General features: G+C 70.4%; 21 protein-coding genes and 1 pseudogene. 11 read left to right on the forward strand and 11 right to left on the reverse strand.

What is annotated here, in order from left to right; all coding sequences use genetic code 11:
• Positions 1-76 precede the first annotated feature (76 nt).
• The 3 genes from HMPREF0591_RS03875 to HMPREF0591_RS03885 are packed head-to-tail and all read right to left on the reverse strand — an operon-like array spanning position 77 to position 2,349.
• On the reverse strand, positions 77-895 hold the full coding sequence (locus tag HMPREF0591_RS03875) for an SDR family NAD(P)-dependent oxidoreductase (protein WP_007167109.1): 819 nt from the start codon (positions 893-895) through the stop codon (positions 77-79).
• Positions 896-1,309 carry a nuclear transport factor 2 family protein gene (locus tag HMPREF0591_RS03880; RefSeq protein WP_007167110.1) on the reverse strand — a complete coding sequence of 138 codons (414 nt, stop codon included), beginning with the start codon at positions 1,307-1,309 and terminating at the stop codon, positions 896-898.
• Positions 1,306-2,349: a zinc-binding dehydrogenase gene (locus HMPREF0591_RS03885; RefSeq protein ID WP_040621063.1), complete on the reverse strand. Its 1,044-nt coding sequence runs from the start codon at positions 2,347-2,349 to the stop codon at positions 1,306-1,308. The genes HMPREF0591_RS03880 and HMPREF0591_RS03885 overlap by 4 nt, the downstream gene beginning before the upstream one ends.
• Before the next feature lie 122 nt (positions 2,350-2,471).
• On the opposite strand from HMPREF0591_RS03885, the gene HMPREF0591_RS03890 reads away from it, so the two are divergent.
• Positions 2,472-3,335, forward strand: coding sequence for an IclR family transcriptional regulator (locus tag HMPREF0591_RS03890; RefSeq protein WP_007167112.1), 864 nt, complete (start codon positions 2,472-2,474; stop codon positions 3,333-3,335).
• Between the two features lie 65 nt (positions 3,336-3,400).
• On the opposite strand, the gene HMPREF0591_RS03895 is transcribed toward HMPREF0591_RS03890, so the two are convergent.
• A complete protein-coding gene (locus tag HMPREF0591_RS03895; RefSeq protein WP_157137472.1) occupies positions 3,401-3,943 on the reverse strand; it encodes a 4-carboxymuconolactone decarboxylase in 543 nt (180 codons plus the stop codon).
• A 159-nt stretch (positions 3,944-4,102) separates the two neighbouring features.
• Between HMPREF0591_RS03895 and HMPREF0591_RS34360 the strand changes: the two genes are divergently transcribed.
• The 3 genes from HMPREF0591_RS34360 to HMPREF0591_RS03910 all read left to right on the forward strand — a co-directional run bounded on the left by HMPREF0591_RS34360 (position 4,103) and on the right by HMPREF0591_RS03910 (position 7,353).
• Complete coding sequence (locus HMPREF0591_RS34360) at positions 4,103-5,032, forward strand: LysR family transcriptional regulator (RefSeq protein ID WP_007167114.1); 930 nt, start codon at positions 4,103-4,105, stop codon at positions 5,030-5,032.
• Between the two features lie 94 nt (positions 5,033-5,126).
• A complete protein-coding gene (locus tag HMPREF0591_RS03905; RefSeq protein WP_007167115.1) occupies positions 5,127-6,533 on the forward strand; it encodes an MmgE/PrpD family protein in 1,407 nt (468 codons plus the stop codon).
• Positions 6,534-6,588: 55 nt separating this feature from the next.
• A complete protein-coding gene (locus HMPREF0591_RS03910) occupies positions 6,589-7,353 on the forward strand; it encodes a DUF2127 domain-containing protein (protein WP_007167116.1) in 765 nt (254 codons plus the stop codon).
• A gap of 2 nt (positions 7,354-7,355) precedes the next feature.
• On the opposite strand, the gene HMPREF0591_RS03915 is transcribed toward HMPREF0591_RS03910, so the two are convergent.
• A complete protein-coding gene (locus HMPREF0591_RS03915) occupies positions 7,356-7,970 on the reverse strand; it encodes a PaaI family thioesterase (protein WP_007167117.1) in 615 nt (204 codons plus the stop codon).
• 41 nt (positions 7,971-8,011) lie between these two features.
• Here HMPREF0591_RS03915 and HMPREF0591_RS03920 point away from each other — a divergent pair, with 41 nt between their 5' ends.
• Positions 8,012-8,863: an SDR family oxidoreductase gene (locus HMPREF0591_RS03920; protein WP_007167118.1), complete on the forward strand. Its 852-nt coding sequence runs from the start codon at positions 8,012-8,014 to the stop codon at positions 8,861-8,863.
• 145 nt (positions 8,864-9,008) lie between these two features.
• Entirely contained in the window at positions 9,009-9,173 is a 165-nt protein-coding gene (locus HMPREF0591_RS32915) for a hypothetical protein (RefSeq protein WP_007167119.1), read from the forward strand.
• A 35-nt stretch (positions 9,174-9,208) separates the two neighbouring features.
• Here the strand turns inward: HMPREF0591_RS32915 and HMPREF0591_RS03925 are convergent, their stop codons facing one another.
• A complete protein-coding gene (locus HMPREF0591_RS03925) occupies positions 9,209-9,814 on the reverse strand; it encodes a CGNR zinc finger domain-containing protein (RefSeq protein ID WP_167310117.1) in 606 nt (201 codons plus the stop codon).
• An 85-nt stretch (positions 9,815-9,899) separates the two neighbouring features.
• Here HMPREF0591_RS03925 and HMPREF0591_RS03930 point away from each other — a divergent pair, with 85 nt between their 5' ends.
• Both HMPREF0591_RS03930 and HMPREF0591_RS03935 read left to right on the forward strand, forming a co-directional pair.
• Positions 9,900-10,595, forward strand: coding sequence for an SDR family oxidoreductase (locus HMPREF0591_RS03930; protein ID WP_040621800.1), 696 nt, complete (start codon positions 9,900-9,902; stop codon positions 10,593-10,595).
• A 241-nt stretch (positions 10,596-10,836) separates the two neighbouring features.
• Positions 10,837-11,301 carry an SRPBCC family protein gene (locus HMPREF0591_RS03935; protein ID WP_007167122.1) on the forward strand — a complete coding sequence of 155 codons (465 nt, stop codon included), beginning with the start codon at positions 10,837-10,839 and terminating at the stop codon, positions 11,299-11,301.
• Positions 11,302-11,310: 9 nt separating this feature from the next.
• Here HMPREF0591_RS03935 and HMPREF0591_RS03940 read toward each other — a convergent pair whose 3' ends face one another.
• The 3 genes from HMPREF0591_RS03940 to HMPREF0591_RS03950 form a co-directional block, all read right to left on the reverse strand.
• The gene (locus tag HMPREF0591_RS03940) at positions 11,311-12,057 is read right to left on the reverse strand and encodes a class I SAM-dependent methyltransferase (protein ID WP_007167123.1); all 747 of its coding nucleotides are present in this window, start codon (positions 12,055-12,057) and stop codon (positions 11,311-11,313) included.
• Between the two features lie 107 nt (positions 12,058-12,164).
• Positions 12,165-13,541: an adenylate/guanylate cyclase domain-containing protein gene (locus tag HMPREF0591_RS03945; RefSeq protein WP_007167124.1), complete on the reverse strand. Its 1,377-nt coding sequence runs from the start codon at positions 13,539-13,541 to the stop codon at positions 12,165-12,167.
• A 40-nt stretch (positions 13,542-13,581) separates the two neighbouring features.
• Entirely contained in the window at positions 13,582-14,175 is a 594-nt protein-coding gene (locus tag HMPREF0591_RS03950; protein WP_007167125.1) for a TetR/AcrR family transcriptional regulator, read from the reverse strand.
• A gap of 113 nt (positions 14,176-14,288) precedes the next feature.
• Between HMPREF0591_RS03950 and HMPREF0591_RS03955 the strand changes: the two genes are divergently transcribed.
• Positions 14,289-15,254, forward strand: coding sequence for an oxygenase MpaB family protein (locus tag HMPREF0591_RS03955; RefSeq protein ID WP_007167126.1), 966 nt, complete (start codon positions 14,289-14,291; stop codon positions 15,252-15,254).
• 12 nt (positions 15,255-15,266) lie between these two features.
• On the opposite strand, the gene HMPREF0591_RS03960 is transcribed toward HMPREF0591_RS03955, so the two are convergent.
• The gene (locus HMPREF0591_RS03960; RefSeq protein WP_007167127.1) at positions 15,267-15,701 is read right to left on the reverse strand and encodes an SRPBCC family protein; all 435 of its coding nucleotides are present in this window, start codon (positions 15,699-15,701) and stop codon (positions 15,267-15,269) included.
• A 239-nt stretch (positions 15,702-15,940) separates the two neighbouring features.
• On the opposite strand from HMPREF0591_RS03960, the gene HMPREF0591_RS03965 reads away from it, so the two are divergent.
• The gene (locus tag HMPREF0591_RS03965) at positions 15,941-17,035 is read left to right on the forward strand and encodes an AMP-binding protein (RefSeq protein WP_007167128.1); all 1,095 of its coding nucleotides are present in this window, start codon (positions 15,941-15,943) and stop codon (positions 17,033-17,035) included.
• 35 nt (positions 17,036-17,070) lie between these two features.
• Positions 17,071-18,435, forward strand: coding sequence for an aldehyde dehydrogenase family protein (locus HMPREF0591_RS03970; RefSeq protein WP_040621805.1), 1,365 nt, complete (start codon positions 17,071-17,073; stop codon positions 18,433-18,435).
• 15 nt (positions 18,436-18,450) lie between these two features.
• Here HMPREF0591_RS03970 and HMPREF0591_RS33685 read toward each other — a convergent pair.
• Positions 18,451-18,546, reverse strand: a pseudogene (locus HMPREF0591_RS33685) (cutinase family protein); the annotation flags it as partial.

The following is an 18,546-nucleotide window of genomic DNA, read 5'->3' on the forward strand; positions in this document are numbered from 1 at the left end:
CGAAGTTTGGCAAACCTTTTGGCCGCGGTCGCAGTCCCCGTGCAGTACGACGCGGTGCGCAGGGCGACGGTTCCCGCTAATTGTCCGGGCCCATCGCCGCGGCCGCGGCTTGGGCGAACAGTTCGACGGCTTGGTTGCGGGTTAGCGACGTCAACATCTGCTCGGCCGCGCGCATCATGTCCCCGACCATCAAGGTCGGTCCGTTGCCCAGGTTCTCGAACGCCTCCGCGATGACGTCCGCCACCGCGGCCGCGCCCGGCGGCACTTCGTCGAGCGATCCGATCTGGCCGCGGCTGTGCTCGAGTTGCCGCAGCGCGGGGGTATCGGTCTTGCCGAGGATGAGGCCCACGACATCGACGCCCTTGTCGTGCAGCTCGGCCCAGAGCGCCTCGGCGAAGACCATGTCGAACGCCTTGGACGCGCCGTAGGCGACCATGTTGGCCCCGCCGGCCAGGCCGGCGCCCGACCCGAACAGCACGATGCCGCCGCGGCCCCGCTCCACCATGGCGGGCGCGAAGTGGTGGCACAGCTGCATCGGCACCACGCAGTTGCGTTGCACCATCGCCTCGGCGTCCTCGATCGGGCCGGCAAGAAATGGCTTGAAGTTGGGGTCGGCTCCCGCGCAGTACACGAGAAATCCGACCTCCAGGTCGCCCGTCGCCGCGGCGATTGCCGCCGCCGCGCCCGGTTCGGCGAGGTCGACGGCCAGGGTGCGGGTCGACGCCGACGTATCGTTGCGGATCTTCGCCGCGACGTCGTCGAGCACCGCCTGCCGGCGGGCGACCAGCACGACGTTGACGCCACGTTCGGCCAGGCCGCGGGCGAACGCCGCGCCCACCCCGTCCGAGGCCCCGGCCACCAACGCCCACGGCCCGTACTTGGTTGCGAACGCCATCTACGAACTCCCTACCGTCGTCAGGCGCACCTGCGTGTAGCGCCGGCGCGCGATGCGCCAGCCTTGCGCGGTGCGCACGATCTCGTCGTCGTAGAAGCCGATCGCGTTGACCCCGGAGTGGTTGTCCGCGGCCATGATCAGTCCGTCGATGTAGGTACGGGCAGTCGCGCGGTCACCGTCGACCGTGATCGCCTGGTTGGTCAGGCGGTGCAGCGTGTGCCCCGCCAGGGCGTGCACCCGCTCCATGAAGTCGGCGACCGCGTCGACGCCGGTCCACGCGCCGATCTCGCCGTAGTCGAGTTCGCAGTCCGCGGTGAACACGGTGCGAAACAGCGGCCAGTCGCGCCGGTCGATCCCGGTGGCGTAGCGGACCAGCAGCTCGCAGATGTCCTGGCGGTCGTCGCGTTCGGTCATGACGGGTCTCCGTTCGGGTGGACCACGATCCGCGGCGGGCCGTCCGACCGGCGGGCCAGCTCGAGCGCGTCGGGGACTTCCTCGAGGCCGATGATCCGGCCGACGCTGGGCAGCGGGTCGAGCCGCCGCGCCACGATGGCGTCGAGGGTGCCGTACCAGTCCTGCGGGTGCGGCCCGCCGCCGAATTGGATGGTGACGCCCTGGCGGGTGGCGGCGGTGATGTCGAGCGTGTCGCCGGTGTACCAGCCGCCCGCGCAGTACAGCCGGGTGCCCATCTCGGCGGATTCGACGATGCGCTGGATCAGCCCGCTGGCGCCGACGCACTCGAAAACGACCGCCGGACCGGGCAATCCACGCCGGGCGCGGACCTCGTTGAACGCATCGAACGGCGACTTCTCGGCGGGGTCGATCACGAGGTGCGCGCCGAAGCGCTCGCGGGCCAGCTCGCGGCGGTCGGAGTTGTAGTCCGACACGACGATCGGCTCGACGCCGCGGGCGGCCAGGGCGGCGACGGCCGAGAGCCCGATCGCCCCGGCGCCGATCACGATGGCGACCTCACCCGGCTGCATCCGCGCCGACCGGACGTAGAACTCGCCGACGGCGAACGCGTCGGTCAGGGCGACGGCGTCACTGGGAACATCACCGGCGACCGGTTTGGCCGCCACCTCCGAAACCACCAGCAGCTCGGCGAAACTGCCCTGCGCCTCGGGATGCTGGCCGATGATCCGCAGCCCGCCCGCCCCGCCGTCGACGAGGCGCACCGGCATCGCGGTCACGCGGGCGCCGATCGCGAACTGATCCGTGCAGCCGGGCCCGTGGCCGACGACCTCGCCCACGAACTCGTGACCGAGCACGATGTCGCGGCCGGCGTCATACAAAGAGCGACCGGTGGGATCGGCGACGGCCAGCTCCGGGTGGTCCATGAAGTGCACATCCGACGCGCAGACCGCGGTGCTCAGCGTGCGCAACAACAGCTCACCGGGCCCGGGTTCCGGGTCGGGCGTCTCGCGGACCCGTAGCCGGCCGCCCCTGAGCACCACAGCGCGCAACGCGTTCGCTTTCTCGAATAATCGATATAGAATCTCGAATGTTCGTCTCACTTTAAAACGTGCGGCAGAGGAGTCAAGCCATTCGCGGATCGACGTCTGCGCCGACAGCCCGGGTGCTCGACGTGGTCGAGCTGCTCGCCCGGTCCGGGAGCGCGCGGCTGCGGTTCTCCGACATCGTGCGGGAGCTCGATCTCACGCAGGCGACGGCGCACGCGATTCTGAAGACGCTGTGTGACCGGGGCTGGGCGAGCCGCGATCCGGTCACCAAGACGTTCAGCCTCGGGCCCGCGCTCGCCGTCGTGGCGGCGCGCACGGACACCGCCCGGCCGCTCGGGCACGCGGCCCGCTCGGCGGCGTTGCGCCTGTCCCGCGAAGTCGGCTACGCCTGCTCCGTGGTCGAGCGTTTCGGAGACTCGTTGGTGGTCACCGCCTTTGAGGGCGAGCCCGCGACCCAGCCGTCCGGGATCCCGGGCGACCGCATCCCGTACGCGCCGCCGTTCGGGGTCGCGCTGGCCGCGTGGGACGACGAGGAGGAGCGGCGCGCGTGGATCCGCCGCGGCGCGGGCAACAATCCCGATCGCATCAGGCGGCTCGAACAGGTGTTGGAACACACCCGTGAGCGCGGCTTCGACGTCGACTGGACGACGCCGGCGCTGGCCCAGGCCGTGCAGGTGGTCGGCACGCTGGACAGCGACGAGATGCCCACGCCCGTGCGCCACATCCTGGATCAGTTGCTGGTCGAGTTCACCACCATCGGATTCCTCTCCGACGACAACCCGGGCCGGCGCAAACAGCCCGTGGTGACCATCGCCGCACCGGTGTTCGATGGACGACGCGTGGCCCTGATGCTGGCCGTCCATCCGCTGTGCCCGCTGTCCGCAAGGCAGATCCGGGTGATCGGGAAGCACCTGACCGACGAGACCACCGCTATCAGCGTGCCCGCGCCGCCCCGTGGAGCGATCGACAAGGTCGGCTGAGGCAACACCTGTTTCAGCGGGCGCGCGGCGGCGTCGGCTAGCGGCGGCTCCGTCGACAGCAATTGTCATGCCCCGTCGAGGCCGGGCCCGTCGGCATCGAACGCGTTGAGTGTCACGGCGACCATAGAGAAACAGCCCACCAGAAACACGATTTCGGCAGCCCCGTGCGTGCCGAACCGTTGCACCGCGGCCCGATAGGTGGTCTCGGCAAGGGCCCCACCGCGGTTGAGCGCGGCTGCCATGTCATAGGCGACGCGTTCGTCGTCGCCCAGATCGGCGGGGCGTTCGCCCGCGGCGATGGCCGCAATGACGTCTTCGGACAACCCGGCGCGGTGGGCAAAGTACTCATGGCCGTGGATTGCGTAGCGCGCCCCGAACTTTGTAACCGTGACCAGGATGACTAACTGATGGATACTGCCGGGCAGTCGGGCGTACTCCCACAGCGCCTTGTTGAATGTCCAAGCCGGCGAGCCGAACTGGGGAAAATGCAGCCAGCCGTTGAAAGGCCCGATCAGTGCGCCGTCGCCGCGGTATGCGACCAGTTCGCCGAAGCTCCCGTCGACCACGGCCCGCATGTCGTCGTACAGATTTCGCTGCGCGGCGGTCAACGCAATCGGCGGAAGTAGTGGAAGTCGCATGGGCTCACTCCTGATCGTCGCAGCAATGACTCCAGGCAATCCCCACGACCGACGACCGGTCCACGACCGGCTTGCTATCAGTGGTAAGCCGTGCTTCCTGGCGCAGGTCGGGCCACCTAAGCTCGTCACATGGAATTGCGGCAGGTGCGCTATTTCGTGGCCGTCGCGGAGGAGCTGCACTTCGGCCGGGCCGCGCGGCGCCTGCACATCTCGGGACCCGCACTGTCACAACAGATCATCGCGCTCGAGCGCGAACTGGGCACGGAACTGCTGGCGCGGGACCGGCGCAGCGTTCGGCTCACCGAAGCCGGGCGCACCTTCCTCCCGGATGCGCGCCGGATGCTGTCGCTGGCCGACGATGCCAAGCGCCGGCTACAGCGGGCGGCCGCGCGCAGCGCGCCGGTGCGGCTGGGCTATGTGAGCTGGCTGCCCGAGGACCTCACCGCGATGGTGGGGCCAACGGCGGACCTGCGCCTCGACGAGTGGGTGCTGCCGTCGCACGCGCAAGCGGACCGGGTGGCCGAGGGCGCCCTCGACATCGCGCTGGCGTGGGTGACCGCCGGCCAGGCGGCGGAGCGGGGCCTGACGGCGCACCTGCTGCGCACCGAGCCGCTGCACGCCGTCCTGCCCGGCGCCGGCTCAACGGAACCCATTGCGGCGCAACGGGTCAGCGTGCTCGTCGACGCCGACGAGTCGGCGTGGTCATCGTGGAATCGGTACGCCGGCGAATTCGCGGACCACGCCGGTGCGCGCGTCGTCCACATCGACGACGGCGGCATAACCGGGGACGCGTTCTACGCGCACGTGCGCAGGGTAGGCGGGGCCGTGCTCGCGTCACCCAAGCGTCACACCGCGGCGCTGCGGCCCAGCCTCGGTCAGCGTCCCGTCGCCGGACCGGTGCCCCTGTGGACGTGGTCGCTGCTGCATCGCCGCGACGACGACCGCGCCAGCGTGCGCGGGGCCGTGCAGGCACTGCTGGCGGTCGCTCGCGCCCGCGATTGGCCGGCCCCTCCCGCCGGCCCGTGGTGGGCCCCGGCCGACGACCCCCACCTGCGGTGAGAAGTCTCATCGAGCACTGGTAAGAGAACGGACCTGGACGGCCGGCCGGCGCTGCGCTTCAGTTGAAAACAGCAGCACGGGGAGGCGAAAAGGTATGGCGGAGAACCACATTGTCGAACAGTTGGCCGGCTTCGTGGTCGGCGCGCAGCAGGCCGACCTGACGGGACGGCCGCGCGCGCTGCTCAAGCGCAACGTGCTCGACAGCATCGCCTGCGCCATCGGTTCCCTCGACGGGGAGCTCGTCGCAACGATCCGCGAACACACGCACCAATTCAGCGGTGTCCCCACCGCCACGCTCGTGGGCGGCAGGCGCGCATCGGTAGACCAGGCCGCGTTCTTCAACGCGGTCCTGGTGCGCTACCCCGATCTGCTCGACACCTACCTGACGGTCGGCGGGCTGTGCCACCCCGCCGACAACTTCGGCCCCGTCCTGGCCGTCGCCGAACACGTGGGCGCCAGCGGCGCCGACTTCCTGCTGGCCCTGGCGGTCGCCTACGAGGTGCAATGCCGGTTCAGCACGCAGGTCCCCGTCATGGCGCGCGGGCTCAATCATGCGTTGCAGCTGTCGATGTCGGTCGCGGCGGGCGCGGCGAAGCTGCTCGGCCTGGGCGTCGATGCGACTGCCAACGCTATCGCGGCCGCCGCCACCGACAACGTGTCGCTGGCCACGGTGCACGCCGAGCCGGTCTCCCACTGGAAGGGCATCTCGCCGGCCATCACCGGGATGCGGGCGGTGTACGCGACGATGCTCGCCGCCCGCGGCATCACCGGGCCCAGGTCGGTGTTCGAGGGCCCGCACGGGCTGGTGCAGCTCTTCGGCCAGCCCATCGATCTGGCCACCGCCGACCGGCGGCTCAACTGTGTCGAACAGACCTACCTGAAGCAGTACTGCGCGCTCATCCACGGGCAGGTCGTGATCGACGCGATCTTGGGTCTGCGCGCCCAGCACGGGCTGCGCGCGGAGGGCGTCGCCCGGGTGACCCTCGAGGTCTTCCAGGGCGCGTACGACTTCGCGGGCGGGGGAGCGTACGGCGCCAAGGACGATCCGCGCACCAAGGAGCAGGCCGACTACAACCTGAAATACCTCAGCGCGGTCGCGCTGCTCGACGGCGGCGTGGGCCCCGAACAGCTTGAAGCCGAACGGGTTTCGCGCGCCGACGTGCGGGAGCTGTTGGCACGGGTCGACGTCCGGCCCGCCGCCGACCTGACCGCCGACTACCCGCGGCGCACGGCGGCCCGGGTGCGCGTGCTGACCCGCGACGGCCGGGAGTTGAGCCGCGAGCAGACCGACTACGAGGGATCCCCGACCCGGGCCATGTCGTGGGAGCGGGTCACGGACAAGTTCGGGTGGCTGGCGGAGCCCTTCTGTGACGACGCTCTGCGCGCCCGCATCGTCGCGGCGGTCGAGCACCTCGACGAGATCCCCGTCGCCGAACTCGCCGGCCTGCTGGGCGCGGCGAGTCCCACCGCCCAACGGCCGCGCACCCGGTCCCGGTTCTGACCCGCGCCGTGCGCGCCCCCTTGCGTGGCGCGCCGCCCGCGGTCGATGATCGGCCATGCGCAAAGATCAGGGCAGCAACCGGTGGGAGTTGGTCACGTGTGCGGTCGCGGGACACGCCACCTACGCGCCCGACGAAGAGGACCTCGCCGCCCGGTTGAGCGGCACCACCGGGCTCGGCGAGGTGTGGCGCTGCCTGCGCTGCGGTGAATTCACCGTCGGTGAGCCGCACGGGCGGGGCCGGCCCGAAGACGCGCCTATGATCATGCGCGGCAAGGCTTTACGCCAGGCGATCATCATCCGTGCGCTCGCGGTGGAGCGCCTGTTCCGGGCGGTGGCGATCGCGCTCGCCGCCTATGCGGTGTGGAAGTTCCGCGGTGCGCGAGGGGCGATCCAGGCCACCCTCGACCGTGACCTGCCGATCTTCCGGGCGGCCGGGTTCAAGGTCGATCAGATGACCGCGGTGCACGAGCTGGAAAAGGCGTTGGCCGCCAAGCCATCCACGCTGGCCCTGCTGACCCTGATGCTGGCCGGCTATGCGCTGCTGGAGGTGGTCGAAGGCGTCGGCCTGTGGTTGCTGAAGCGCTGGGGAGAGTACTTCGCGGTGATCGCCACCTCCGTGTTCCTGCCGCTGGAGATTCACGACCTCGCCAAGGGCATCACGATGACGCGGGTGGTCACCTTCACCATCAACGTGGCCGCGGTGCTCTACCTGCTGTTCTCGAAGCGCCTGTTCGGTTTGCGGGGCGGCCGCGCGGCCTACGACGAGGAACGCCGCGGCGAGCAGCTGCTCGACGTCGAGAAGGCCGCCGCCCGGAGCTGACGTCAGGCCGGCGCCTGCCTGGGGTGGATGAAGACGCCTTCGGCTTCGACCGTGACGCCGTCCTGATCGGCCAGGTGGCCCACCACGAACGCCTTGACGCCCTCGGTGCGCCCGACACGGGCCTGCGCGCGCAACGGCCGCTCCAGCGCGGTCGGGCGCCGGTAGCGCAGCGTGAGGGTGCCGGTGTAGGCGGGCCTGCCGGGCTGGTGCGCCGCCGCGCCGAGCACGTGGTCGAGCACCAGCGCGCAGACACCGCCGTGTACGTGGCCCGGCGGCCCCTCGTAGGCGGCGCCCAGCGTGAATTCCGACCACACCAGGCCGTCGGCGTCGTGGTGGACCACCAGTGGCGGCGCCAGCGGGTTGCGCACGCCGACCACCGCGTTGCCCCACGCGATGGTCCCGCCGTCGGGCATGTGGCGCACGCCGACCGGCCCGGGCTGCGCCGTCTCGCCCAATTCCGCTGCGGCCGCGTCGATCTTGGCGCGCGCCGCGGCCGCGGCGGCGGGTTCGGCCTCGGTGCGGATGCTGACGTCGATGAGCCGGCGGATCGACTCGGCCAGCGGCGCGTAGACCGACTGGAGCTGGCTGGGGTCGACGCAGGGCGTGTGGTCATGCATCCCGGCAACCTAACAGCACCCCGCCTGGTAAGAACGGAGCGATGGGAACCTATGCGGTCACCGGGTCGGCGTCCGGGATGGGCCACGAGACCGCGCAGCGGCTCAGGGCCGGCGGGCACACCGTGATCGGCGTCGACATCAAAGACGCCGACATCGTCGCCGACCTGTCGACACCGGACGGGCGCGAGCTGGCCTCCGCCGGCGTGCTGGCGGCCTCCGGCGGCAAGCTCGACGGCGCCGTGCTGGCCGCCGGGCTGGGGCCGGGCCCCGGGCGGGAGCGGCTCCGCCAGATCGGGCAGGTGAACTATTTCGGCGTCGTCGAGTCGCTGGTGGCCTGGCGACCGGCGCTGGCCGCGGCCGATCGCGCGAAAGTGGTCGTCGTGGCGAGCAACTCGACGACAACCGTTCCGCTCGTCCCGCGGCGCACCGTAAAGGCGTTGCTCGGACATGACGCCGACAAGGCGCTGCGCTCGGTGCGGCCATTCGGCCCGGGCGCGCCCACGATGATGTATGCGGCGTCGAAGATTGCCGTCAGCCGTTGGGTGCGCCGCCACGCGGTCCTGCCGGAATGGGCGGGGTCGGGAATCCGCCTCAATGCCCTGGTACCGGGCGCCATCATGACGCCCCTGCTGCAGGAGCAGCTCGCGACGCCCCGGCAGGCCAAGGCCGTCCGATCGTTCCCGGTGCCGCTCGGTGGCTTCGGTCAGGCCGGGCACATGGCCGACTGGATGTGTTTCATGCTGTCCGAGTCCGCCGATTTCCTCTGCGGCAGCGTCATCTTCGTCGATGGCGGGACGGACGCGTACTTCCGTCCCGACGATTGGCCCAAAGCGCTTCCGGCGCACGGGTTGCCGGGCTACCTGCGGCGGTTCCGCCGCAAGGGGACGTTGTGACCGGAGGCCGGCTCCCCGGCCGCGTGTGTGTCCCGCCACAAAGCGGCTTTTCGCGGCGTTTACCCCGGCGCGGCGCATCCGTAAAGCGCCTCGGGTGCAATTCAATGAGTCGGCGCCCAGGCCGAACTGACGAAGGATCGAAACCGTGGCAACACTGCCGTCGTGGATGAGCCGAAGCCCCGCCAACCTCGATGTGTTGACCCCGATCAGGGCGCGCGCCTGTGACGCGTGGCAGGCGGTGCGAGGGAGCGGGCCGCGCCGGCCGCGCCCCGGGGTGACGCTGATGCGGCGGGGCGCCGAGCGCTGCTGACGCCGCCCGACGGCGGGCCGCACCGCCGATACCGCCTACTGTCGCGGAACCGCTGAGCCCGCCGCGCGCTCGCGTTCGCGCCGGCGGGCCCGGGACGCGCGCAGGTTGGCAGCGTTGCCGCACGTCTTGACGTCGTGCCAGACGCCGCTGTTGTTCTTGGAGCGGTCGTAGAACGTCGAGCCGCACCGGTGGTTGTGGCACTGCTTGACGCGTCGCCAGGTGTCGGCGTGCTGGCTGAGCAGAATCTCGGCCCACAGCGCCGAGGCCAGCCAGCGCCAGCCGCTGCCGCCGGGCTCCAGCCGCACCTCGCCGTCGCCGGAGACCACGAGAGAGGCGGGGACCCAGGTCCGCCCACCCGGTGCCGCATCGCCGGCCACCAGGGCGTCGACCTTGTCGCGCAGCGCCCGCAGCTTAGCCAGGTCGGCGGCCTCGATCGCGGGGGCGGGGAGGTCCTCGCCGCGCGTGGCCGACCAGGTCCGCACCGCGGTCGCCACCCAGTCGCGGGCGTGCGCGGTGTCGGCGAGCAGGTCCGGGCCGTACCCCTCGATCCCCCTGGTGTTGAGGAAGTCCTGAACCAAGCCAAGGCCCCCCGGCGCCGGGGTGATGCCGTAACGCTGTGATGCAGGCCATGAAATAGACATAACTAAAACATACTTGACTATGTCAGCACCGGCAACTACGGTGACAGAATCAAAATAGATTTACCTAAGTCAGGGAGTGTGGATCATGGTCAACATCAACGGATCGACGGTCGTGGTCACCGGCGGCCAGCGCGGGCTCGGCAAGGCCATCGTGGACGAATTGTTACGGCGCGGGGCGGCCAAGGTCTACGCCACGGCGCGGGCGCCCCGGCCCAGCGCGGACCCCCGGGTGGTCAGTGTGGCGCTCGACGTCACAAAGTCCGATTCGGTTGCAGCCCTGGCCGTTTCGGCACCCGACGCCGACATTGTCATCAACAATGCCGGCGTGCTCGGCGCGCCGAAGCTGCTCGACAGCGACATCGAGGAGATTCGGGCCGTGTTCGAAACGAACTACTTCGGTGCGCTCCGGGTTGCCAAGGCGTTCGCGCCGATCCTGGCCACCAACGGGGGTGGCGCCCTGGTCGACGTCGCCTCGATCCTGTCCTGGATGCCCGGCTCCGGCGGGTACGGAGACTCCAAGGCGGCCCTGTGGTCGACGACCAACTCGCTGCGCATCGAACTCGAGAAGCAGGGCACGCTGGTGGTCGCCGCGCACCTCAGCTTCACCGACACCGACATGACGTCCGCCTTCGACGCACCCAAGAACGACCCGCGTCAGGTGGCGCGCGCGATCGTCGACGGGATCGAACGCGATGACACCGAGGTGTTGGCCGACGACGACACCCGCTACGTCAAGGCGGCGCTGTCCGGTCCGGCCGAGGCGCTGCCCCGGATGCCGTGAGCATGAAGGTCTGCCCGAAGGCAGGTCCCCGTCTTACGACGGTGGGTCAAGCAGGCCCTTGCGGATGGCCTCGCCCAAAAATGGGCTTGCTGCACTTCGGGCAGACCACCGGGTTGCCCCGGCAACCACCACGTTCGCACCCCGGCGGGCCGCGCCTCGACGGCCGAAGGTCCCCGATGGTTCCGCCGAAGGTCACATTCACACCGGGCGGTGTCGACGGTCGACGTGTTTGGATGGCGATATGTCCGACATGGAAGCCGAACGCATCGTGAGCGCCACCCGGGTCATCGCGGCCAACGCCGCCCGGATCTTCGAACTGATCGCCGACCCCGCCCGTCAGCCGAGCTGGGACGGCAACGGCAACCTCGCCTCGTCCCCTCCGGGGCAACGAGTCCGCGCGGTCGGCGACGTGTTCAAGACGACGCTGACCAACGGCGCCGTCCGGGAGAACCACGTCGTGGAATTCGTCGAGGGCAGCAAAATCGCCTGGTGCCCAGCCGAACCCAGGAAGCAGCCGCCCGGCAACCTGTGGCGCTGGGAACTCAGCCCGGTGAACGCCGAACTGACCACGGTGACCCACACCTACGATTGGACCGCGCTGGCCGACCCGACCCGCCTCGAGCGCGCCCGCGCGACGACGCCGGACATGTTGCGCGAGTCCATGGACCGGCTGGCGATGGCCGCGCAAAACCCGGATGCGGGCTGAGGCGCCCGGTCAGCCGTTCTTCGCGCGCACCCACTGCACGGTGCCGTAGTTCTTCACCCGCACGCTGACGAATCCGTGCCCCTCCAGGATGTCGCCGATCTCGTCGTCGCCGAAGACGTGGGCCCCGACGTTCGGCAGCTTCTGGAAGAGCCGGGCGGCCGGACCGACGGTGGGCACCATGACGGCCAGCCTGCCGCCCGGCCGCAGCACCCGGGCCATCTCGCCGAGCGCGGCCGCCGGATCCGGGACCAGCTGCAGCACGGCCGTCGAGATGACGGCGTCGACGGTGTCGTCGCGCAGCGGAAGTCGCTGTGCGTCAGCCTTGATGAAGCCGACCTGTGGTCCCGCCTCGTTGCGGACGGCGCGCTCGAGCATGGGCTCGGAGATGTCGATCCCCAGGGCCAGCCCCTCCGGGCCGGCCGCGCGTGCCAGGGATGCGGTGACGTTGCCCGGGCCCGAACCGACGTCCAGCGCGACGCCGCCCGGCGGGATGTTCAGCCAGTCGAGGGGCGTCTGCCACGCGCTGATCAGCCGCCGCGACAGGGCTTGGGCGTTGTCGTAGAGCATCGACCCGATCGGCGACGCCCAGGCCGCCTGGATGGGTCCGGTGTTCTTCGCGACGCCGTCGCCCCCGCCGGACCCGCCGCCGAGCAGGTCGAGATAACCCTTGCTCACGTCGGGATCGGCCGGCGGGTCGGCGAGCAGATCCAGCGCTCGCCGGAGCGCGGGCGGCAGCGAGACGTGCACGTCGGTCATGCGTACCCCCTTCACCAAACACCAAGACTCACACGGGAACTCGACCCGGAAGCCGGAGGCGCCGGTCCGGTGGCCCCTGTTGGCAGCCTACGCCGCGGCGCGCTTGGTCACCGCCGGACGATCGCGTGGTCGCGCACCAGGGAGTACAGCCGCCACTGGCCCGGCACGCCCTTGAGGGCGGTCTCGCCGCGGTCGCCGAAGCGGTGTCGCGATCCGGTGACGATGTCGCGCAGGGTGGAGGACACCAGCACTTCGCCGGGCCCGGCGAGCGCCGCCACCCGGGCGCCGATGTGCACGGCCATGCCGGCGACGTCGTTGCCGCGCACCTCCACCTCGCCGGCGTGGATGCCCACCCGCACCTCGATGCCCAGCACCCCGACCGCGTCGACGATGGCGTCGGCGCAGGCGATCGCGGCGCTCGGACTGCTGAATGTCGCGACGAAGCCGTCGCCTGCGGTGTTGACTTCGCGCCCGGCAAACCGGAGCAGCTCGTGTCGGACCAGGGTGTCGTGGTTGTCGAGCAGGTCGCGCCAGCGGTGATCGCCGAGCGAGGCGGCGCGCTCGGTGGAGCCGACGATGTCGGTGAACACGATCGTGGTGAGCAGGCGCTCGGCGTCGGAGGCGCCGCGCACTCCGGTGATGAACTCCTCGATCTCGTCGAGGACCGGCGCGGTGTCGCCGACCCAGTACAGGGCGTCCCCGCCCGGCAGCTCGACGAGGCGCGAACCCGGGATGTGCTCGGCCAGGTAGCGGGCGTGTGCCACCGGGCTGAAGTCAGGGTTGTCGCGATGCAGGATCAGCGTCGGCACGGCGACGCGGGGGAGCCGGTCGCGGACGTCGCCCTCCCGGATCTTGTTGATGAAGGCGCGGGCCATGCTGGGCGACGCGGCCCGGTTGCCGGCCATGTCCCACCACGAGCGGAACGCGGCATCGCCCGCTACGGAGGGCGCGATGATGCCGAGCATGTCGAACCCCTGCTCGACGGCGTCGGGCTCCATCCCGACCGTCGTGAAGCGGTCGGCGTCGTCGAGGTCGCTGCCGATGGGGTAATCGGGACCCCGCAGCGTGCGCGCCGCGCCATTCGCTATCACCAGGCTGTTCACCCGGTCGGAATGGTCGGACGCGAGGACGACCCCGGCCAGCGACGTGAAACCCGGGGCGAAGATCGTCGCGCGCTCGCATCCCGCCGCGTTCATGACGGCGATCGCGTCCTGGGCCCACGATTCCGGCCCGAGCATGTCCAGCGACGCGATCCGCGAGGAGAGGCCGATCCCGCGCTGGTCGAACCGGATCACCCGGCAGAACGACGCAAGGCGGCGATGGAATCGGTACATCGACGGCTCGAGGTCGACGCAGTCGATCGGGATCAACGGGCCCGGCAGCATGAGCAGGTCGATCGGGCCATCGCCGAAGACCTGGTAGGCGATGTCGATCTCGCCGCAACTGGCGTACCGGGTCCGCGGAGCCGCAGAACTCCCAGCCACGGATTCAGGCTAATGCAGGTAACCGACACGCCGGAACCGCTCAGCGGCGGATGATCGGCACCAGGTAGCGGGCGGCGTACTCGCGGACCGCCGCGGGATCCGACGTGTCGAGGCGGTCGGTGGGGAAGACGATGATGCCCAGCGCGACGCGCAGCAGGATGTCGGCGATGTTGGTCAGGTCGCGGTCGGGAATGTCGGTCCCGCACCGGCGCAGCGTGTGGGCGATCCCGTCGGCGAACTGGCGGATCGGGAAGACATCCGAGCGGGAGAACATGCCGAGCAGCTCGGGTTCGCTGTCGGCGATCCGCGAGTACAGCGGCGAATCCTGGACCAGGCGCACCCCGAGCGCGAACGCCTCGATCACAGCCTGCCGCGGGTCGCAGCCGGCGGTCGCCCGGTCCAGCGTGGTGAAGAACGATTCCGCCTCGCGGCGCACCACGTGTCCGAACAGGTCGTCCTTGGTCGGAAAGCGCCGGTACACGGTGCTGCGGCTGACACCGGCGCGGGCGGCGACGTCTTCGATGTTGGCCCGGCGCACACCGTAGGTCTCGAACACGGCGCGCGCGGTGTCCAGGATGGTGCGGTCGAGGTCGGTGAGTTCGCCGAGATCGCCCCCAAGGCTGCGGTTCGGCATGGATCACGACCCCCACGGCAATCTCGGCACGGACTTGCTAGGCTTTGACACAAAGATACGATTTTGTGTCATTGACTCGCAAGGACGTCCATTTCACTCCGGGGGAGGGGAGCATGACGGCCCACAACGACGCGTTGACCGCCCGTGGCGAGGCGGGAGCCCGCTTCGACACCGGTGTGCGGGAGGCGTTGCCGATGCCGGTCGACGGGCCGGCCGGCGAAACGGGCGGCGTCGCGCGGCTCGGACCGGAGTCGCTGATCTGGAAGTTCTACGGGGACAACCGCACCCAATTCTTCGGGTTCCAGCGCACCGCCGGCGTCGAGAACTGCATCGAACAGCTCGCCCAGGGCGTGCTCGACCACTCGGTGGTCTTCAGCGACACCCTGGGCCGGGCCAAGCGGACCGCGCCGCCGCTGATGCAGACCGTCTACTCCGACGAACCCCGCGAGTGGGGCCGCAAGGTGCGCGACTTCCACAAGAGCATCAAGGGGACGATCAGCGACGGCTCGCGGTATCACGCGCTGAACCCCGAATTGTTCTACTGGGCGCACGCCAGCTTCGTCGACCAGGTCATCTACAACACCGACACCTTCATTCGCCGGTTGTCGCGCGCGGAGAAGGAGCGGATCTTCGACGAGGGCAAGGTGTGGTACGGCCTCTACGGTGTCAGCGACCGCGCCCAGCCGCAGACCTACGACGAGTTCCTGGCGTACTGGGACGAGATGCTCGAGCGATTCGTCCCCCACAAGACGGTCCTGTACGGCACCGGCTACATCAGGAAAGGCATTCCCGGCCCGCGCTGGATCCCGAAACCGCTGTGGAAGCTGGTGTCCGCGCCGCTCAACGCCTACACCCGCCTGGTTTTGGTCGGCACCATGCCACCCCAGATGCGCGAGGTCTGCCAGCTGGAGTGGAACGCGAAGAAGGAGAAGCGGTTTCAGCGGTTCGCTGCCACCATGCGCGCGCTCAACCCGCTGATCAACCGGCTCCCCGTCGCGGCGATCTACACGCCCTGGGCGGCCGGGGCGTGGCGCCGCTCGGGCGTCGACCCGCGTCGGCTGCACAACCGCGCCGCGTAGCGCGAGGCGTCGTCAGCGGCGGCGCTCGGCGGCGGCGATGCCGCCTTTGAGGAGCTCGTCGATGATCTTCTTGAACACCGGCAGCATCAGCCGGTCGACGCCGGGAATCTTCAGCGTTGACCGTAGCTGCCAGCTGACCTCGGTTCCCCCGTCTGTTTCGCGCAGCTGTACCGTGCCGACGTGATTGCGGGTCGGTGCGCCCGAAAGCATCTTGTACGCGTAGCGGGTGGGCCGCTCGTATTCGATGATCTCCTCGACGAAGGGGGGTCCGACCGCAGCCAGCCGTCTGATCGCGCCGACACCGTTTGGCGCGGGGGTGCCCTCGCGGTCGAGCGTGCTGCGCCGGATTGCCCACGTGTAGTCGGCGATCCCGCGGTGGTCGGTCATGGCGTCGAACACGGTCTCGATCGGTGCGGTGGAGGTTCGGGTCAGGGTGAACTCGATCATTCGCGCCCCCACCCGCCGATACGTCCTGCCGGTATGCGGTTGTCCGCCGTCATGATCCGTCCCCTTTCGCTGCAGAGAACATAGCCGAGACCACGTCTCACCGGGCACCGCGCCGCTTAGCGCGACGCCCGGCTCCGAAAGTGAACGGCGGGTACACGGCGCCGAAATTGCGTGCGAAGTAAGCCAATACGGCGCCGGGCGCTTGGCCAGCGGTTGCGGATGGGCGAGGATCTGTTGACATGGCCGGTATCGACTTCTCGTTGTTGGACGTCCCGCGGTCGGACCCGGTCGAGGATCCCGAGGCCTACCTGCGCGCGGCGATCGCGTGGCACTTCGGCGCGGACACCGGATCCGCGTTCTGGTTGCGGACCGCCGCGACGCTGGACTTCGATCCGTTGACCGCCGTGCACACCTTCGCCGATCTGCGGCTCTTCCCCAACCTCGTCAACGAGCTACGCGGGGTCCCGGTGGAGGACCTCATCCCGCGCGGCTACGGCGAACCGCGTCCGGTCCCCCAGGTGTTCGAGTCCGGCGGAACCACCGGGGCGCCGAAACGGACCGCGCAGCTGCCGGATTGGGTGGCGCAGGTGGTGCGCTGGCAGACCGAGGACTTCGCCGGCGGCGGGTTCCGCCGCGGCGAGGGCTTCCTGTGCCTGATGCCCAGCGGCCCGCACGGGGTGGGCTATTTCTCGCGGCTGGTCTCCGAGCGGCTCGGCGCGACGTTCCACGCGATCGACATCGATCCCCGCTGGGTGAAGAAGCTCGCCGCCCGCGGCGCCGCCGCCGAGGTCGCCGCCTACGTCGACCATGTCGTCGAGCAGGCCGTGTTCGTCCTGCGGACGCAGAACGTCGCGAACCTGCACACCACCCCGCCGCTGCTGGAGGCCATGGCCCGCGACGACCGGGTGGTCGACCTGATCAACGACAAGATTCGCTACCTGTTGCTCAGCGGCGCGCACGTGGACGCCGACACCCTCGACCTGCTCCGCGACATCTTCCCGGCGACGACCATCACCGTGGCCTTCGGCAGCACCATGGTGCTCTCGCAGGCGGTCACCCGAACCGGCGACGGCGACGCGTTCGTGTTCGACCCGCGGACACCGTACGTGGTGTTCTGGGTCGTCGACCCCGACACCGGCGAACGGGTGCCCTACGGGCAGACCGGGCAGGTGGTGATGCACCACATCAGCAAGGGCATGTTCATCCCGAACAACCTGGAGCGCGACCTGGCGGTCAGGGCGCCGGGGCCGGCGGGCGAACTCAGCGACTCGGTCAGCGCGGTCCGCCCGGTTCCGACCTTCGAGGGCGAGGCCGTCATCGAGGGTGTGTACTGACCATGACGGGCGAACGAGCCGGCGCCGCAGCCGATTTGGTGGCGATCGATGCGCTCGGCCCGGGTGAGCAGTACCGGACCCGCCGCCGCGAGGTCCTGCTCAGCACCGCCGGCGCCGCGGTCGCCGAGCTGAGCATCGTGCCGCCGCTGTACGTCTCGCGCACCCTGGCCGCGCAGCGCAAGGCGGCGCCACTGCCCGTGGGGCAACGCGTGGCGGCGCTGTCGGCGGCCGCCCGCATCTTCACCGACGGCGTCATCGCTGGGCTGGACTTCGAAAGTTACGTCGCGCTGGCCAGCCGGATTTCCGGGCTGCCGATCGCGGTCACCCGCGCCGGGGCGCGCGGCGTGGCGGACGGCGTCGGCGGCGCGTTCGACGCGGTCCGGCCGGCCCGCCCGGTGGGTGCGACGCTCGATTGGCGCGACGAAGGCACCCGCCGGGGAGGCGCGGTATGGGCCCGGCGCGGGGAGGTGTTCGCCGTGCACGCGGCGGGAAACGGTCCCGGCGTGCACGGCCTGTGGCCGCAGGCCCTGGCGCTCGGCTACCGGGTCGCGGTGCGGCCGTCCCGCCGTGAACCGCTGACCGCCCACCGGCTGGTGCACGCCCTGCGGCAGGGCGGCTTTCGCCCCGAGGACGCCGTCTACCTGCCCACCGATCATGCCGGCGCCGACGAGATCATCCGGGCGGCCGACCTCGCCATGGTCTACGGCGGGCAGCCGGTCGTCGACAAGTACGCCGGCGACCCGGCGGTGATCGTCAACGGGCCGGGCCGCAGCAAGATCCTGATCACGGCCGACCAGGACTGGCGCGAGCACCTCGACCTCGTCGTCGACTCGATCGCCAACCTCGGCGGCATGGCCTGCGTCAACACCACCGCCGTGCTGTACCAGGGCGATCCCGCCCCGCTGGCACGGGCGATCGCCGAGCGGCTGGCCGCGATCGAACCCCTACCCACGGACGACGAGCGCGCGATCCTGCCCACCCGGCCCGTCGAGGACGCCCGGGCCCTGGCCGCGTACCTGGCGGCCAAGGCCGCCGGGTCGTCGCCGCTACTCGGCGCCGACCAGGTGGTCGCGGACCTCGGTGACGGCTACGCCGCGCTGCGCCCGGCGGTCCATCTGCTGCCCGCGCCCGACCCGGACCGGCTCAACGTCGAGCTGCCCTTCCCGTGCGTGTGGGTCGCGCCCTGGTCGCCCGACGCCGCCATCGAGCCGCTGCGGCATTCGTTGGTGCTCACCGCACTCACCGGCGACGAGCGGCTGATCGACGATCTACTCGCCGAGCCGACCATCGCCAACGTGTACTTCGGACCCCACCCGACCTGGTACGCGGCCCCCGGCATCCCGCACGACGGCTTCCTGGCAGACGCCCTGATGCGCAACAAGGGCTTCATCCACCGCTAGCCGGTCAGGGCGCGTTCAGCTGCCGAAGCCGCCGCTCGAGACCTGGGTCGCCGGACCCCCGACACCGAGGTGGCTGGAGGCGAAGGCGACGCCCTTGTCGATCATGGCGCC

This window comes from Mycobacterium parascrofulaceum ATCC BAA-614 (genome assembly GCF_000164135.1).
Lineage (GTDB): Bacteria > Actinomycetota > Actinomycetes > Mycobacteriales > Mycobacteriaceae > Mycobacterium > Mycobacterium parascrofulaceum.

Excerpts from the sequence above, each read along its gene's own strand:
- HMPREF0591_RS03875 (WP_007167109.1), bottom strand. The coding sequence starts at position 895 with ATGGCGTTCGCAACCAAGTACGGGCCGTGGGCGTTGGTGGCCGGGGCC.
- HMPREF0591_RS03880 (WP_007167110.1), bottom strand. The coding sequence starts at position 1,309 with ATGACCGAACGCGACGACCGCCAGGACATCTGCGAGCTGCTGGTCCGC.
- HMPREF0591_RS34360 (WP_007167114.1), top strand. The coding sequence starts at position 4,103 with ATGGAATTGCGGCAGGTGCGCTATTTCGTGGCCGTCGCGGAGGAGCTG.
- HMPREF0591_RS03905 (WP_007167115.1), top strand. The coding sequence starts at position 5,127 with ATGGCGGAGAACCACATTGTCGAACAGTTGGCCGGCTTCGTGGTCGGC.
- HMPREF0591_RS03910 (WP_007167116.1), top strand. The coding sequence starts at position 6,589 with ATGCGCAAAGATCAGGGCAGCAACCGGTGGGAGTTGGTCACGTGTGCG.
- HMPREF0591_RS03915 (WP_007167117.1), bottom strand. The coding sequence starts at position 7,970 with ATGCATGACCACACGCCCTGCGTCGACCCCAGCCAGCTCCAGTCGGTC.
- HMPREF0591_RS03920 (WP_007167118.1), top strand. The coding sequence starts at position 8,012 with ATGGGAACCTATGCGGTCACCGGGTCGGCGTCCGGGATGGGCCACGAG.
- HMPREF0591_RS03925 (WP_167310117.1), bottom strand. The coding sequence starts at position 9,814 with ATGTCTATTTCATGGCCTGCATCACAGCGTTACGGCATCACCCCGGCG.
- HMPREF0591_RS03930 (WP_040621800.1), top strand. The coding sequence starts at position 9,900 with ATGGTCAACATCAACGGATCGACGGTCGTGGTCACCGGCGGCCAGCGC.
- HMPREF0591_RS03935 (WP_007167122.1), top strand. The coding sequence starts at position 10,837 with ATGTCCGACATGGAAGCCGAACGCATCGTGAGCGCCACCCGGGTCATC.
- HMPREF0591_RS03940 (WP_007167123.1), bottom strand. The coding sequence starts at position 12,057 with ATGACCGACGTGCACGTCTCGCTGCCGCCCGCGCTCCGGCGAGCGCTG.
- HMPREF0591_RS03950 (WP_007167125.1), bottom strand. The coding sequence starts at position 14,175 with ATGCCGAACCGCAGCCTTGGGGGCGATCTCGGCGAACTCACCGACCTC.
- HMPREF0591_RS03955 (WP_007167126.1), top strand. The coding sequence starts at position 14,289 with ATGACGGCCCACAACGACGCGTTGACCGCCCGTGGCGAGGCGGGAGCC.
- HMPREF0591_RS03960 (WP_007167127.1), bottom strand. The coding sequence starts at position 15,701 with ATGATCGAGTTCACCCTGACCCGAACCTCCACCGCACCGATCGAGACC.
- HMPREF0591_RS03965 (WP_007167128.1), top strand. The coding sequence starts at position 15,941 with ATGGCCGGTATCGACTTCTCGTTGTTGGACGTCCCGCGGTCGGACCCG.